This window comes from Micromonospora sp. MA102, assembly GCF_025460765.1.
GTDB lineage: Bacteria > Actinomycetota > Actinomycetes > Mycobacteriales > Micromonosporaceae > Micromonospora > Micromonospora halotolerans.
Map to the genome: position 1 here is coordinate 211,073 of NZ_JAMWEG010000007.1, position 14,283 is coordinate 225,355.

Genomic DNA, 14,283 nt, shown 5'->3' on the forward strand with positions numbered 1-14,283 from the left:
GGGCGGCCATGCCCGTGGGGGGTCGGCTGAGTCATTGGACACCGGAGGTCTTGCATGCACGCGGTGGCGGCCGGCTGGCACGGCGAGGTGGCGAGGCCCGAGTGGATGTTCGCCCGGGCACAGCCCCGGTCGCGCGCGTCGAGGTCGGGTCGGGGGGTCGACGCCTGTCCCTCGGATCGCCAGAATGACCCGGTGACGCCGCGACCGGCGCCCGGACGCCACCAGGCGACGTCCACCGAGGCGAGCCACTCCGACCAGCTGATCCGGCTGCTCTACGCCGAGCATGCCGGGCCGCTGCTGATGTTCGTGATGCGGCTGACCGGCGGGGACCGGCAGCGCGCCGAGGACATCGTGCAGGAGACGCTGCTGCGGGCCTGGCGCAACGCGCACCGGCTGGGCACCCATGGTCAGGGCTCGCTGCGCCCCTGGCTCGTCACGGTGGCCCGGCGCATCGCGATCGACGAGCACCGCAGCGAACAGGCCCGCCCCGCGGAGACGTACGACCGGGACCTGACCGCGTTCGCCGAGGCGGACAGCACCGACCGGGTGCTGCGCACGATGACCGTGGCGGACGCGCTGCGTACGCTGAGCCAGTCGCACCGGGAGATCCTGGTGGCGACGTACTTCCGGGGGCGTACCGTGCCCGAGGCGGCCGAGGAGCTGGGCCTTCCGCTCGGCACCGCGAAGTCGCGGGTCTACTACGCGCTGCGCGCGCTGCGCACGGCCCTGCAGGAGAGGGGGGTGACGGAATGAGCCGCGCGGACCACATGGACGTCGCCGCGTACGCGCTCGGCGTGCTGGACCCGCAGGACGCGGAGCGGTTCGAGGAGCACCTCGCCACCTGCTGGGCGTGCGCGGCGGAGCTGGAGACGATGGTCCCGGTGGTGGGGATGCTGTCCGGCATCGACGGCGAGGCGATGGCCGCGCTGGAGCAGACGCACACCGACCCCGCCCTGCTGGACCGCACCCTGGTGGCGGTCCGCCGGGACCGGCGGCGCACCCGGATGCGGCAGGTCTTCGCCGCCGCGGCGGCGGTCGTGGTGTTCGGCGGCCTGAGCGGCGTCGGCATGGCCGGGGTGTTCGGCGGCGGCGGCGACAAGCCCGTCCCGCAGGCCGAGCCGACCCTCACGGCGCCCGTCACGGCCCCGCCGGCCAGCGAGCCGTCGGACCCCAACGACCCGAACGTCGGCGGCAACGAGCAGGAGGGCGACCAGCACAACGCCGTCGACCCGGGCACCGGCGTGAAGACCACCATGTGGGTGGCGTCGAAGGAGTACGGCACGCAGATCGACCTCCAGCTCACCCGCCTGCCCGGGCCGCGCACCTGCCGGCTCGTCGTGGTCCGGAAGAACGCCACCAGCGAGGTGATCGGCACCTGGTCGGTGCCGGGCGGCGGCTACGGCACGAACACCAACCAGCTGCCGCTGGAACTGAGCGCGTCCACCTCGGCGCCGCTCAAGGACATCGAGAAGATCCAGGTGCAGTCGGTCGACGTCAACGGCATCGCCAGCCCGCTGGTGACGGTGAACGACCTCTGATCCCGCCGGACCGCCGGCGCCGGGCAGCGACACCGCCCGGCGCCGTTCCGTCGTGCCCGGGCACGACGACCCCGACGTGCTCCCCCACGCGCCGCCGGCCGGATCGGTTCAACGGATCCACTGTGAAATGGAGCACCCTTTTCTCTTCAACCTTGACAGCTCGCCGCCCGTACTACTCGGCGAACTGCCAAGAACGAGGAGGGCACGTGGCACACCTGAAGCGGACGACCGTCATCGTCGCGAGCGCGATGGTCGCACTAACGGCCTGCGCCCCCGCGGGCTACGACGGGGCGAACTCGAGCGCGGCCGAGCCGGTCGCCGTCGCCGCGGCCGAACCCACCGCGTCGGCCGAACCGGAAGCCTCCGCGTCTCCGGACGCGCCGGCCGACAAGGCTCCCCCGTCCGACGTGCAACTCACCGACGAACTGGTCGGCAAGAAGCTGCCCCGGATGGGCAAGGTCGTCACCGACCAGGACGGCTGGGTGCTGTACCGGTTCGACAAGGACTCGGCCGACCCGCCGCAGTCCAACTGCGTGGACAAGTGCGCCCAGGTCTGGCCGCCCGCGCTGACCGACGGCAACCCGCAGCTCCAGGGCGTCTCCGACGACAAGGTCGGCACGGTCACCCGGCAGGACGGTACCCGGCAGATCACCATCGGGGGCTGGCCGGTCTACCGCTACATCGGGGACAAGAAGCCCGGTCAGTGGAAGGGCCAGGGCGTCGGCGGCACCTGGTTCGTCGTCGACCCGAACGGCAAGAAGAACCTCACCTGCCTGCCCTCCGGCACCCCGAAGGCGGTCGCCCCGCCGGCGTCGGGCGACTCGGGCGGCGACTCGGGCTACTCGTACTGACGGACCCCGGACACGGTGGCCGGTCGCAGCCGGGGAGGGCGCGGCCGGCCACCGTCGTGGTTCCGGGACGACGGCTATCCGGCAGCCCCCCGTCCCGGCGCGGCGCCGGCCCGATGCGGGCCGGCGCCGCATTCGCCTCGCAGCGGTGTCCGTGGTCACAGGGGACGCGCGTGGCAGAGTGAGCGGGTGACCTCCCCCGCCGCCCGCCGGACGCTGCGCCCTCCGGCCGGCTACCGGCTGGCCGCCTCGGTCCGCGCGCTCACCTTCAGCCCCTACGACCCGTGCGCCCGGATCGCCGCCGGCAGCTTCTGGTGGGCCACCCGCACCCCGGCCGGACCGGCCACCCTCGCGCTGCGCCCCGAGGCGGGCGACCTGGTCGCCGAGGGCTACGGCCCGGGGGCGGACTGGGTGGTCGAGCGGGCCGACGCGGTGGCCGGGCTCCGCGACGACCTGACCGGGTTCGCCGCGCTGGCCGGCGCGCACCCGCTGGTGGCCCGGCTGGCCCGCGCGCACCACGGGCTGCGGATGCCCGCCACCGGCCAGGTCTTCCCCCGGCTGCTGCGCGCGGTCTTCGAGCAGAAGGTCACCGGCAAGGAGGCGTACCGGGCGTACTCCGCGACGGTGCGGCACTTCCGGGAGCCGGCGCCGGGGCCGCTGCAGCCGCTGCTGCTGCCGCCCGAGGCCGCCGCTGTGGCGGCCACGCCGTACTGGGTCTTCCACCCGTTCGGGGTGGAGCAGCGGCGGGCCGACACGCTGCGCCGCGCGGCCGCCGTCGCGGACCGGCTCGAACGCTGCGCCGACGCCGCCGAGGCCACCCGCCGGCTCACCGCGATCGCCGGCATCGGGCCGTGGACGGCCGCCGAGGTGGTCCGGATCGCCTACGGGGACCCGGACGCGGTGAGCGTCGGCGACTACCACGTCCCGAACACGGTGGCCTGGGCGCTGGCCGGGGAACCGCGCGGCGACGACGCCCGGATGCTGGCCCTGCTGGAACCGTTCCGGGGCCACCGCGGCCGGGTCTGCGTGCTGCTGGAGGCCGCCGGCATCCAGGCGCCGAAGTACGGGCCGCGTGCCCCGATCCGCTCCTTCGCCGGCTACTGACCCCGGGCGGTCGCCTGATGGCCGGCGCAGAGCCGGCGCAGGGTCCGGCCGAGCCACCAGGCGTACGCCCGCTGGACGGCCCGGGTGAGCGGCCCGGCGGCGCGCACGTACCAGCGGGCCGGCCGGCTGAACGCGGTCACCTCGAACCAGACCCCGTCGGCGGTCCGGGTGACCAGGAACGCCTCCTCGCCGATCTCCGGGTGCCCGGGCAGGGTGCCGTAGCCGAACCCGGCCCGGTCCGGCTCGTCGACCGTCCAGACCACCTCGGTCGGGCCCCAGACCCGCAGCGGGCCGACGCCCAGCCCCGGGGTGACCCGCACGCCGGCGGCGGCGCGCGGCGCGTCGGTGCGCATGACGACACCGGCGGTCCGGTGCAGCCGCCAGCCGAGCACCGCGTCCGCCGCGGTGGGGAAGCCGCCGTCGGGCAGCCGGACCCGGTGGCGCAGGTGGTCGTAGCCGGCCGGCAGGCGCCCGTCGCGGGTCGCGCCCACCTCGGGGTACGTCAGCTCCGGCACGTCGGCCTCCTCCTCGCGGAACGCCGCCAGCGTACGGCCGGGCGGGGTGGCCCGCCCGGTGCCGGTCCGGCGGGCTGTGGTGGGCTTGTCGGGTGACCGACCAGCTGACCGTCGCCCCGGCCGGTGTCGCGGACGCCGGCGAGATCCTCACCGTGCAGCGCGCCGCGTACCTGGTGGAGGCGCAGCGCTACCGCGACCTGTTCCTGCCGCCGCTGACCGAGACCCTGGACGAGGTGCGCGCCGCCCTGGCCGGACCCACCGTGGTCCTGGCCGCCCGGCTCGGGCCCCGCCTCGTCGGCTCGGTACGCGCCCGCGTCGACGGCGACACCGCCCACGTCGGCCGGCTCTCGGTGGCCCCGGACCAGCAGGGGCGGGGCATCGGTGGCCGGCTGCTGACCGCGGTGGAGGCCGCGTGCGCCGGCCGGGTGGCCCGGTTCGCCCTGTTCACCGGCGCGGAGAGCGCCGAGAACCTGGGCCTGTACGCGCGGCGCGGCTACCGGGTCGTGACGCACCGGCCGGACGAGAACGGCAACCGCCTGGCGGTGCTGGAGAAGGTCGTCGCGGGCGCGCCCGGCGGGGTCAGCCCCGCTCGCAGCGGCGCCTGAGCCCGTCGGCCTCCTGCCGCAGGTAGCGGCGGATGGTCCGGCCGGCGAGCAGCCCGACGAGCCCGGCCAGCGGGCCGGTCTGGACCATCACCAGCTCGGCGCGGACCCGCCCGTCGGCCAGCGGGACGAGGCGGTGCTCGCCGCGGCTGTGCACGCCCGGGCTGTCGGACTCCCAGACGAAGAGGTGCGGCGGGTCGAACTCGGTGACCCGCCAGACCGCCGGGCGTAGCCGGGGCTGCGCCAGCCGGGCCGTCGCCCCGAGGGTGAGCGGGCCGGGCTCCTGCCGCCGGGCGGAGGTCACCGAGGGCGTCCACTCCGGCCAGCGCTCCACGTCGGTCTGCACCGCCCAGACCCGGTCGACGTCGGCGGCGATCTCGACGGACTCGGCGAACCGCATGCCGCTCCCCTCCCTGGCGTGATCAGGGTCAGGCTACGCCGGGGATCGACCGCGGGTGATCCCGGTCAGGCCGCCTCGCGGAGGTCGGCCAGGCCGACCGGGGCGTACCGGCGGAGCAGCAGCTCCAGCTCGGCCACGGAGGCCACCTCGCCGACGACGTTCGCGCCGCCGCCGTGCTCGGCCGGGTAGCGGTGCACGAGCCGGTAGCGGTAGCGCCCGCGGATCAGTTCCACGCTGACCCGCCAGCGACCGCAGCATCCGCAGCTCCACTCCGGCACGCCGCGACCGTAGCGCTGACCTGCGGTTTCACCATCTGGTCGCGGGTGACGAACGGGCCCGGGACGGGACACGCCGCCCGGCGGCGCCGGTGATCCGGCTCACCACCGTCGGTGGGGTCTGATTGACTGGTCGCCGTGGACCTGCCGATCAATCCGCCGGTCGAGCCGATGCTGGCGAAGAGCGTGCCCCAACTGCCCACCGATTCCGGCCTGACCTACGAACCCAAGTGGGACGGCTTCCGCTGCATCATCTTCCGCGACGGCGACGAGGTCGAGCTGGCCAGCCGCGGCGGCAAGACGATGACCCGCTACTTCCCGGAGGTGGTCGAGCAGGCGCGCCGCCAGCTCCCGGAGCGGTGCGCGGTCGACGGCGAGCTGATCGTGATCCGCCGGGACGGCCCCGGCGGCCAGCCCCGGCTCGACTTCGAGCTGCTCGCCCAGCGGATCCACCCGGCCGCCTCCCGGGTGAAGCTGCTCGCCGAGACCACCCCGGCCGACTTCGTCGCCTTCGACCTGCTCGCCCTCGACGACGAGCTGCTGACCGACCGGCCCTACCCGGAGCGGCGGGGCCGCCTGGAGAAGGCGCTGGCCAAGGTCCGCCCGCCGGTGCACGTCACGCAGGTGACCACCGACCCGGAGACGGCCCGGCGCTGGTTCGACGTGTTCGAGGGGGCGGGGCTGGACGGGCTCATCGTCAAGCCGGCCGACCTGCCCTACGAGCCGGGCAAGCGGCTGATGTTCAAGGTCAAGCACGCGCGCACCGCCGACGCCGTGGTGGCCGGCTTCCGCTGGCACAAGTCCGGCCCGGTGGTCGGCTCGCTGCTGCTCGGCCTCTACGACGACGCCGGGGTGCTGCACCACATCGGGGTCAGCTCCTCGTTCACCGCGGCCCGCCGCAAGGAGCTGCTGGACGAGCTGGAGCCCTACCGGGAGGTCGGCGGCGACCACCCGTGGGTGCACGGCGACCACGAGCGGGGGCAGCGCATCCCGGGCGGGGTGAGCCGGTGGACCGGCGGCAAGAACCTGGAGTGGGAGCCGCTGCGCCCGGAGCTGGTGGCCGAGGTGGGCTACGACGCCATGGAGGGCGACCGGCTGCGGCACACCGCCCAGTTCGTCCGCTGGCGTCCCGACCGCGATCCCCGCTCCTGCACCTATGAGCAGCTGGAGCGCCCGATCCGCTACGACGTCGACGAGGTGCTCCGGGGCGACCCGGCGGCGACCGCCGGCGAGGGGACGGGCCGGGCGTAGCCTGGCCGTCCACACGATCATGGAGGGCTCCCACGTGACCCGCTTCTCCGACCGGATCCGCCGCCGGCCCACCCTGGCCGGGTTCCTCGCGGCGCTGGTGCTCACGGCCGGTTGCACGCTGCCGGCGTTCGCCCCGCGGGCCGAGAGCCAGGGCGAGGCGGCCGCGCCGGGCACCGCGCCGACCTGGCGACCCTGCCCGGAGGTGCCGGACGAGCTGGTCGGGCGGGGCGCGACGGGCATGCGCTACGACTGCGCCCGGATCGCCGTACCCCGCGACTGGGGCACCGGGGCGACGACCGGCGCGACGGCCGGGCCGGGCGCCGGGGAGACCTTCGAGATCGCCTTGATCCGCATCCGGTCGGAGAAGCAGCGCGACCGGATCGGCTCGCTGGTGGTCAATCCGGGCGGGCCGGGCGCGTCCGGCGTGGACACGGCGGTCTACCTGTCCTACGGGCCGGGGTTCGGCGGGCTGCCGGCCGAGGTGACCGACCGGTTCGACATCGTCGGCTTCGACCCGCGCGGGGTGGCCCGGTCCAGCCCGGTGAAGTGCCTCTCCGACGCCGACCTGGACGCCAGCTTCGGCTACGACCCCGACCCGGAGAGCCAGGCGTCCTTCGACGGCTTCGTCGACCTCAACCGGCGGATCGGCCAGCGGTGCGGCGCGAAGTACGGCGCCCAGCTCCCGCTCTACGGCACCGAGCAGGCCGCGCGGGACATGGACGCGGTACGCGCGGCCGTCGGCGACGAGAAGCTGACCTACCTCGGCTACTCCTACGGCACGCTGCTCGGCGCGACCTACGCCCAGCTCTACCCGCAGCGGGTGCGCGCGCTGGTGCTCGACGGGGCGGTGGACCCGCGGCAGAAGCTCATGGCCGGTTCGGAGAGCCAGGCGAAGGGCTTCGAGCGGGCGTTCGACAACTTCGCCCGCTGGTGCGCGGCGAACGCCGGTCGCTGCCCGATCGCGCCCGACGCGCGGGCCGCCGTGACCACGGCCATCGACAAGGCGAGGGTCTCGCCGGTGCGCGGCCGGGACGGGCGGGAGGCGACCGCCGGCTGGGTGTTCTACGCGGTCATCTCCTCCCTCTACACCGAGCAGGGCTGGCAGGAGCTGGCCCGTTCGGTCGACGCGTTGCAGGGCGGTGACCCGAGCGGCGTGTTCAAGCTGGCCGACGCGTACGCGGGCCGCGAGGACGACGGGCACTACTCCAACATGTTCGACGCGAACATGGCGGTGAACTGCGCCGACGAGACCGAGAAGCCGACCCGGGAGCGGATCCGGTCGGTCCAGTCGCAGTGGCGGCAGAAGTACCCGCTGTTCGGCCCGGCGTTGGCGGTCGGGATGCTCGGCTGCGTGGAGTGGCCCGGCGGGCGGGACCCGTACCCGACCGGGAAGGCGGCCGGCGCCCCGCCGATCCTGGTGGTCGGCACCACCGGCGACCCGGCCACGCCCTACGAGCAGACCGCCGCGCTGGCCTCGATGCTGGGCGTCGGCCGGGTGCTCACCTGGGAGGGCGAGGGGCACACGGCCTACCCGCAGACCGCCTGCGTGACGAGGGCCGTCGACGCCTACCTGGTCTCGCTCACCGTCCCCCGGGAGGGGCTGCGCTGCCCCGCCCGGTGACGGTGCGCGGGCCGGTCAGCCGGCCGCCGGGGGCGTCCAGTCCAGCGGCAGGTGCCCGATGCGGACCCGCTGCGGGTGGTCGCCGACCGGCACGCTGGCCACCTTCTGCCCGGTGGCGAAGCTGATCGCGGTGACCCGGTCCGCGCCGGACTCGGAGATGACGCAGTCCCGGCCGTCCCCGCTGACCGTGGCCCAGTACGGCTTGCTGGCCGGCACCAGGGTCCCCTCGCGCAGGGTGGCCCGGTCCACGACGGTGGCGTAGTCGTCCATGGTGCCGGCGACGCAGAGCCGGGCGCCGTCCGGGCTGACCGACAGGCCGTGGTGCCGGGAGTCGTTCACCCAGGTGGTGCGGTCCGCGCTGGTGGCGAGGTTCTTCGGCAGGGTGGCGACCCGGGTGACGCGATCCGTGGCGACGTCGTACTCGACCAGGCCGTTGAAGAACGAGACCTGGAAGTAGAGCCGGCTCCCGTCCGGGGTGAAGACCGCCGGGCGGACCGCGTCGGAGAGGTCCCGGCGACCGGCGGCGTCCAGCCGCGACCGCATGTCGATCACCTTCACCACGCCGAAGGTGGTGGTGTCGGCGACGGTGATCCGCCGGTCGCCCTTGGTCCAGTCCAGCCAGGGGGCGTCCAGGTCGGTGTTCACCTCGCCGATGGACATGTTCCACAGCAGCCGGCCGCCGTCGGTGAAGATGTTCTCGTGCGGCTTGTCCCCGGTGGGGAAGGAGCCGAGCTGCTGGCCGGTGCGGATGTCGAGTACGTGCACCGTGTTGCCGGTGGAGGCCGAGACGGCCACCCGGCTGCCGTCCGGTGACACGGCCATGTGGTCGGCGCGGTAGCCGGAGACCGCGAAGCGCCAGCGGATCTGGCCGGTGGCCAGGTCGACGGAGACCACGTCGGCGAAGCTGGGCCGGGACACCACCAGGGCGGTGCCGTCCGGGGTGGTGTACATGTCGTCGACGAGCTGGTCGTGGACCTCCCCCGGGCCCTGCCGGATGCCGAGGAAGAACGCCAGCCGGATCGGGTTCAGGTAGATCTCGCGCAGCCGCTCGGTCCGGTCCGGGACCACGTTGATCCGGTCGAGCCGCGCGTAGTCGCCGCGGGACCGGATGACGTCGGCCGTGCCCTCCCAGTTGTTGCCGACGAACATCACCTCCTGCAGGCCGGCGGCGGCCGCGGCGGGGCGAGGGGCCGCCGCCATCGGGGCCGGCACGGCCAGGGCGAGGGCGGCCAGCGCCGCGAGGGCGGCGCGGCGGCCGCGGGGACGGGGCGGGCGGGTCGGGGCGGGGGTCATGGACGCCTCCTGGTGGCCGGTTGCGACATCAACGTTTCTCTCTGCGCCGGGCGGTGTTACCTTGCGGTAACAATCAGGAGAGCAACCCGCCGGCCGCACCGGATAGGGACCGGACGCCAACACCCGGCCGGCCCGGTTGTGCCGCGACGACAACGGGAGGCGGCGGAAGCCGATGACCCGGACCGGGAGCGCACCCTCCTTCGGGGCGCTGCTGCGCGACCTGGCCGCCGACCCGGTCGCCGTCGGCGAGGTGGTCGGGGCGGCCCGCGCGCACTCCCCCGAGGTGGCCCGGCTCCCGCCCGCGGAGGTCCACCGCCAGGTCGTCCTGCTGCTCACCAGCGGGCTCGGCGCGCTGGAGCGGCGGGAGGACCCGGGTGAGCGCGACTTCACCGAGGCGCGGCGGCTGGGCGCCGACCGGGCCGCGCAGGGCGTCTCCGTGGCCGGGCTGCTGTGCGGCGTGCAGGGCGGTCGGGACCGGGCCGTGGAGCTGGTCGTCCGGCACGGGCGGGCGGCGGGGATCCCCGACGAGGTGCTCCTGGAGGGGCTGCTGACCATCGGCCGGTACGCCGCGGCCGTGGAACGCGCCGTGGTCGACGGTCACCGGGCGGCCGAGCGCGAGCTGGCCGCCACCGGCGGGCCGGCCCGCGCCCGGCTGCTGCGCCGGCTGCTGCTCGGCGGGCCGGCGGGCGTGCCGCCGGCCGAGCTGGCCCGGTTCGGGCTACGCCCGGACGGGCGCTACCACTGCCTCGTCGCCGAGCAGCCCGACCCGGTCCGGGCGCACTCGCTGCACCGGCAGTTCGCCGAATGCGGCGGGGTGCTCGGCACGGTCGAGGACCGGCTGGCCGGCCTCACCCCCCGGCTGCCGTCCGCCGGCCCGGTCGACCTGCTGGTGGTGGTCGCCCCGGTCCGGCCGCTGGACCGGACCCCGGCCATGTACGCGCTCTGCCTGGCCGCCCTGCGCACGGCGGCGCACCGGCGGCTGCGCGGCCTGCACCTGGTGACGGACCTCGCCGTCCCGACCGCGCTGGCCGCCCAGCCGGCCCTCGCCGAGCTGCTCCGGAGCGCGCTGCTCGGCGGCCTCGACCCGGCCGACGAGTTCCACCGGGAGCTGGCCGCGACCGCGCTGGCCTGGCTGGACCACGGCCAGCGGCTGGACCAGACCGCCGCCGCCCTGCACGTCCACCCGAACACCGTGCGCTACCGGCTGCGCCGGCTGCGCGAACTCACCGGCGGGCCGCCGGTCGAGGAGGGCGCGCGGTGCCCGGTGCCGGAGACGGTCCGCTGGTGGTGGGCCCTGCGTACCTGGCTCGACCGGCCCTGACGGCCGGCCGTGGTCACCGGGTCCGGCGGCGTCGGCGCCGCCGTTCCCACGGCGGGGTCGGGCTGGCCGGTTCGGGGCGCGCCAGGTCGGGCACCTCGATGCCCTGCCGGGCGGCCATCTCCTCCACCAGCGCCCGCAGGCGCCGCACGTCCGCCTTCAGCTCCTCCTGCTCGGCGTGCTCGAAGGCGTCGTCGTCCACGATCAGCCGGCTGGCGAAGTGTGCGGTGATCAGCGGGATGACCAGCAGCACCATGGTGGAGATGAGCAGCGCGGCGAGGAAGCGCCCGGCGAACGAGGTCGGGGAGATGTCGCCGTAGCCGACGGTGGAGGCGGTCACCACGGCCCACCAGATCGAGTCCGCCGCGTTCTTGTGCTCGGCCTGGCTGTACAGCACGCCGGCCACCACGATCATGAGCAGATACGAGATGATCAACGTGCGCGGCGAGTTGGCGAACCAGACCAGACCCCGGTAGATCCAGCGGAACGGCAACAGCAGGACGTCCATGGCGCACATGCTGCCCGGTGCCGGCAACCGAGGCGACCGCATCGTCGGGCGTGACTGTGCGAGGCTGCCCCGCATGACCGACGTGATCTTCCGGGAGGCCGTCCGGGCCGACCTGCCCGCCGTCATCGCCCTGCTCGCCGACGACGTGCTCGGCAAGGCCCGCGACTTCACCGCGGTGGACGAGGCGTACGAGCGGGCGTTCGCCGCCATCGACGCCGACCCGCGCAACCACCTGGTCGTCGCGGAGACCGGCGGCGAACTGGTCGGCTGCATGCAGATCACCTACATCCCGGGGCTGGGCCGGCACGGCGCCGAGCGGTCCCTCATCGAGTCGGTCCGGGTCCGCTCCGACCTGCGCGGCCGGGGGCTGGGCCGGGAGATGATGGTGTGGGCGATCGACCGGGCCCGGGAGCGGGGCTGCGCGCTGGTGCAGCTCACCACCGACAAGAGCCGCGCCGACGCGCACCGCTTCTACCGCAACCTCGGCTTCGTGGCCAGCCACGAGGGCATGAAGCTGGCCCTGTGACCCCGGCCGCCGCCGGCTGACGGCCCCTCCCCGCGGCCGCCGCCGGCTGACGGCCCCTTCCCCGGCCGCCGCCGGTTGACGACCCTCCCCCGGCCGGGGGAGCGTATTCCCCGGTCGCGGGGAGGCCGCGCACCGGACCGGTCGGCAGGCTGGAGCCAGTTCCAGCTCCGGGGAGGCCCCATGACCACCGACACCGTTTCCGGCACCGTCCACCTCCGTGCCGTCCGTCCCGCGCCGGCCTGGACGGTGCGCGTCGCCCACCTGATCCCGCTGCTCGTGCTGCCATCCGGGCTGTGGCGGGTCGCCCTGGTCGCCGGCCTGCCGATCGGCACTCCGGTGGACCCGGGCCCCGGCGAGAGCGTCTACATCGTCTCGCTGAGCCTGGTCTCCGAGGGGCTGGCGCTGCTCGCCCTGGGCCTGGTCCGGCCGTGGGGCGAGGTGTTCCCGGGGTGGCTGCCGCTGGTCGGCGGCCGGCGGGTGCCGCCGCGGTTCGCCGTCACCGCCGCCACCGCCGGCGCCGTCGCCCTCACCCTGATCTGGGGGTACGCCGCGTGGGGCGTCCCCGCCAACGGCAACGACCTCGGCTTCACCCCGACCGGCTTCACCCTCCTGGTGGCCTGCTACGCCCCCCTCCTGCTCTGGGGCCCCCTCCTTCTGGCCCTCACCTGGTCCTACCACCACCGCCACTCCCCCCGGTGATCATGAAGTTGTCACCGGCCGGTGCGGCGTGTCACGACAACAACTTCATGATCACCAGGTCGGGGACGTGGGGGGTGGGTCAGTCGGTCACCAGGCGGCCGTCGCGGAGGGTCAGGGTGCGGTCGGCCATGTCGATCAGGGCCGGGTCGTGGGTGGCGACCAGGGCGGTCATGCCGCGGGCGTGCACCACGGCCCGGAGCAGGTCCATGATCGACCGGCCGGTCTCCGAGTCGAGCTGGCCGGTCGGCTCGTCGGCGATGAGCAGGTCCGGCTCGTTGGCCAGCGCCCGGGCCACCGCCACCCGCTGCTGCTGGCCACCGGACAGCTCGTACGGGCGCTGCGCGGCGTGCCCGCCCAGGCCGACCAGCTCCAGCAGCACGGCCACCCGCTGCTCCCGCTCGGCGGCCGGCAGCTTGGCCAGCCGCAGCGGCACCCCGACGTTCTCCGCCGCCGACAGGATCGGCACCAGGCCGAAGGTCTGGAAGATGAACCCGACAGTGCCCCGGCGCAGCGCCAGCAGCTCCCGCTCGCTCGCGGTCGTGACCTCGTGGCCGGCCACCCGCACCCGCCCGCTGTCCGGCCGGTCCAGCCCGCCGACCAGGTTCAGCAGGGTGGTCTTGCCGGCGCCGGAGCGGCCTCGGACCGCGACCAGCTCACCCCGGCCGGCCACGAAGGAGACGTCCCGTACGGCGTGGACGGCGTGCTCGCCCCTGCCGAAGGTGCGGCTCACCCCCTCGACCCGGACCACCTCGTCGACGGCGACGCGGGCCGGCGCCACGGTCAGCTGCTCGGTCATCACTCACTCTCCTCGTCGTGCGCCCGGTCGCCCGGCCGCACCTGGACGTGGTCGGGTTCCAGGTTGAGCCGGACCCGGTCGCGCAGGGACAGGCTGTCCACGAAGGACGCCGGCAGCTGCATGCGGCCGGTCCGGTCGAGCACCGCGTACTCCTCGCTGACCAGCTCGGTGCTGCCGTCGGCGGCGACCCGGGCGGTGCGGCGTACCTCGGAGGCGGTCCGGCCGTCGCGGATGGCGACCGTGCGGCGGACCTGACCGGCCACGGCCTGGTCGTGGGTGACCACCACGATGGTGACGCCCAGCTCGGCGTTGATGGTGCGTAGCGCGGCGAAGACCTCGGCGCCGGTGGCCTCGTCCAGCTCACCGGTCGGCTCGTCGGCGAAGAGCACCTCCGGGTCGTTGGCGACCGCCACGGCGACCGCGCAGCGCTGCTGCTCGCCGCCGCTCAGCTGGCCCGGCCGGCGGTCCGCGCAGTAGCCGACCCCGACCATGTCGAGCAGCTGGCGGGCCCGCTCCCGCCGGGCCCGCCGGGAACGGCCACCGGCCAGCTTCATCGGCAGCTCGACGTTCTCCAGCGCGGTCAGGTACGGCAGCAGGTTCCGGCCGGTCTGCTGCCAGACGAAGCCGACCATCTGGCGGCGGTAGGCGAGCCGGCGCCGGTTCGACAGGGCGAGCAGGTCGTACTCGGCGACCCGGGCGATGCCGGCGGTCGGGGTGTCCAGCCCGGAGAGGATGTTCAGCAGGGTGGACTTGCCGGACCCGGACGCGCCGACGATCGCCACCAGCTCACCCCGGTCGATGACCAGGTCGAGGCCCTGGAGGGCGACGACCTCCACCCCCTCGGTCTTGAAGATGCGGACCAGCCCGTCGCAGACGATGTGCCCGCGCAGCCGGTCCCGGCCGCCGGCCCGTTCGGCGGCGCGCTCCGCAGCGCGCCGCTGAAGGGCGGCCAGGTCCGGTACGGCCGACGCCTCGGCGATCGCGGTCAT

At 75.1% G+C, this 14,283-nt stretch carries 17 protein-coding genes; 10 read left to right on the plus strand and 7 right to left on the minus strand.

The window, feature by feature from the left end:
- Nucleotides 1-54 precede the first annotated feature (54 nt).
- From NFX44_RS16610 to NFX44_RS16625, 4 genes are all read left to right on the plus strand, one after another.
- Nucleotides 55-753, plus strand: coding sequence for a sigma-70 family RNA polymerase sigma factor (locus NFX44_RS16610; RefSeq protein ID WP_151465193.1), 699 nt, complete (start codon nucleotides 55-57; stop codon nucleotides 751-753).
- Complete coding sequence (locus NFX44_RS16615; RefSeq protein ID WP_262284453.1) at nucleotides 750-1,538, plus strand: anti-sigma factor; 789 nt, start codon at nucleotides 750-752, stop codon at nucleotides 1,536-1,538. The genes NFX44_RS16610 and NFX44_RS16615 overlap by 4 nt, the downstream gene beginning before the upstream one ends.
- Before the next feature lie 206 nt (nucleotides 1,539-1,744).
- Nucleotides 1,745-2,389, plus strand: a complete 645-nt coding sequence (locus tag NFX44_RS16620) for a hypothetical protein (protein ID WP_262284454.1) — start codon at nucleotides 1,745-1,747, stop codon at nucleotides 2,387-2,389.
- Nucleotides 2,390-2,575: 186 nt separating this feature from the next.
- Nucleotides 2,576-3,490, plus strand: coding sequence for a DNA-3-methyladenine glycosylase (locus NFX44_RS16625; RefSeq protein WP_262284455.1), 915 nt, complete (start codon nucleotides 2,576-2,578; stop codon nucleotides 3,488-3,490).
- Here NFX44_RS16625 and NFX44_RS16630 read toward each other — a convergent pair.
- Nucleotides 3,484-4,005, minus strand: coding sequence for a DUF1990 family protein (locus NFX44_RS16630; RefSeq protein ID WP_262284456.1), 522 nt, complete (start codon nucleotides 4,003-4,005; stop codon nucleotides 3,484-3,486). The two genes, NFX44_RS16625 and NFX44_RS16630, sit on opposite strands and share 7 nt — an antisense overlap.
- Nucleotides 4,006-4,097: 92 nt before the next feature.
- Between NFX44_RS16630 and NFX44_RS16635 the strand changes: the two genes are divergently transcribed.
- Nucleotides 4,098-4,610: a GNAT family N-acetyltransferase gene (locus tag NFX44_RS16635; RefSeq protein ID WP_262284457.1), complete on the plus strand. Its 513-nt coding sequence runs from the start codon at nucleotides 4,098-4,100 to the stop codon at nucleotides 4,608-4,610.
- On the opposite strand, the gene NFX44_RS16640 is transcribed toward NFX44_RS16635, so the two are convergent.
- Together NFX44_RS16640 and NFX44_RS16645 are read right to left on the minus strand one after the other, a co-directional pair.
- Nucleotides 4,585-5,007, minus strand: coding sequence for an SRPBCC family protein (locus NFX44_RS16640; RefSeq protein ID WP_262284458.1), 423 nt, complete (start codon nucleotides 5,005-5,007; stop codon nucleotides 4,585-4,587). The two genes, NFX44_RS16635 and NFX44_RS16640, sit on opposite strands and share 26 nt — an antisense overlap.
- Nucleotides 5,008-5,072: 65 nt before the next feature.
- Nucleotides 5,073-5,285, minus strand: a complete 213-nt coding sequence (locus tag NFX44_RS16645; protein WP_091311643.1) for a hypothetical protein — start codon at nucleotides 5,283-5,285, stop codon at nucleotides 5,073-5,075.
- A gap of 135 nt (nucleotides 5,286-5,420) precedes the next feature.
- On the opposite strand from NFX44_RS16645, the gene NFX44_RS16650 reads away from it, so the two are divergent.
- Nucleotides 5,421-6,533, plus strand: a complete 1,113-nt coding sequence (locus tag NFX44_RS16650) for an ATP-dependent DNA ligase (protein ID WP_262284459.1) — start codon at nucleotides 5,421-5,423, stop codon at nucleotides 6,531-6,533.
- A gap of 34 nt (nucleotides 6,534-6,567) precedes the next feature.
- Nucleotides 6,568-8,154, plus strand: a complete 1,587-nt coding sequence (locus tag NFX44_RS16655) for an alpha/beta hydrolase (protein WP_262284460.1) — start codon at nucleotides 6,568-6,570, stop codon at nucleotides 8,152-8,154.
- 15 nt (nucleotides 8,155-8,169) lie between these two features.
- On the opposite strand, the gene NFX44_RS16660 is transcribed toward NFX44_RS16655, so the two are convergent.
- The gene (locus tag NFX44_RS16660; protein ID WP_262284461.1) at nucleotides 8,170-9,447 is read right to left on the minus strand and encodes a YncE family protein; all 1,278 of its coding nucleotides are present in this window, start codon (nucleotides 9,445-9,447) and stop codon (nucleotides 8,170-8,172) included.
- A gap of 172 nt (nucleotides 9,448-9,619) precedes the next feature.
- Here NFX44_RS16660 and NFX44_RS16665 point away from each other — a divergent pair, with 172 nt between their 5' ends.
- Complete coding sequence (locus NFX44_RS16665; RefSeq protein WP_262284462.1) at nucleotides 9,620-10,768, plus strand: helix-turn-helix domain-containing protein; 1,149 nt, start codon at nucleotides 9,620-9,622, stop codon at nucleotides 10,766-10,768.
- A gap of 13 nt (nucleotides 10,769-10,781) precedes the next feature.
- Here the strand turns inward: NFX44_RS16665 and NFX44_RS16670 are convergent, their stop codons facing one another.
- Nucleotides 10,782-11,273, minus strand: coding sequence for an ion channel (locus tag NFX44_RS16670; RefSeq protein WP_262284463.1), 492 nt, complete (start codon nucleotides 11,271-11,273; stop codon nucleotides 10,782-10,784).
- Between the two features lie 73 nt (nucleotides 11,274-11,346).
- On the opposite strand from NFX44_RS16670, the gene NFX44_RS16675 reads away from it, so the two are divergent.
- On the plus strand, nucleotides 11,347-11,799 hold the full coding sequence (locus NFX44_RS16675; RefSeq protein ID WP_262284464.1) for a GNAT family N-acetyltransferase: 453 nt from the start codon (nucleotides 11,347-11,349) through the stop codon (nucleotides 11,797-11,799).
- A 180-nt stretch (nucleotides 11,800-11,979) separates the two neighbouring features.
- Nucleotides 11,980-12,498: a hypothetical protein gene (locus NFX44_RS16680; protein ID WP_262284465.1), complete on the plus strand. Its 519-nt coding sequence runs from the start codon at nucleotides 11,980-11,982 to the stop codon at nucleotides 12,496-12,498.
- Between the two features lie 79 nt (nucleotides 12,499-12,577).
- Here NFX44_RS16680 and NFX44_RS16685 read toward each other — a convergent pair whose 3' ends face one another.
- Both NFX44_RS16685 and NFX44_RS16690 read right to left on the minus strand, forming a co-directional pair.
- Nucleotides 12,578-13,294 carry an ABC transporter ATP-binding protein gene (locus NFX44_RS16685; protein ID WP_262284466.1) on the minus strand — a complete coding sequence of 239 codons (717 nt, stop codon included), beginning with the start codon at nucleotides 13,292-13,294 and terminating at the stop codon, nucleotides 12,578-12,580.
- Nucleotides 13,294-14,283, minus strand: coding sequence for an ABC transporter ATP-binding protein (locus tag NFX44_RS16690; RefSeq protein ID WP_262284467.1), 990 nt, complete (start codon nucleotides 14,281-14,283; stop codon nucleotides 13,294-13,296). The genes NFX44_RS16685 and NFX44_RS16690 overlap by 1 nt, the downstream gene beginning before the upstream one ends.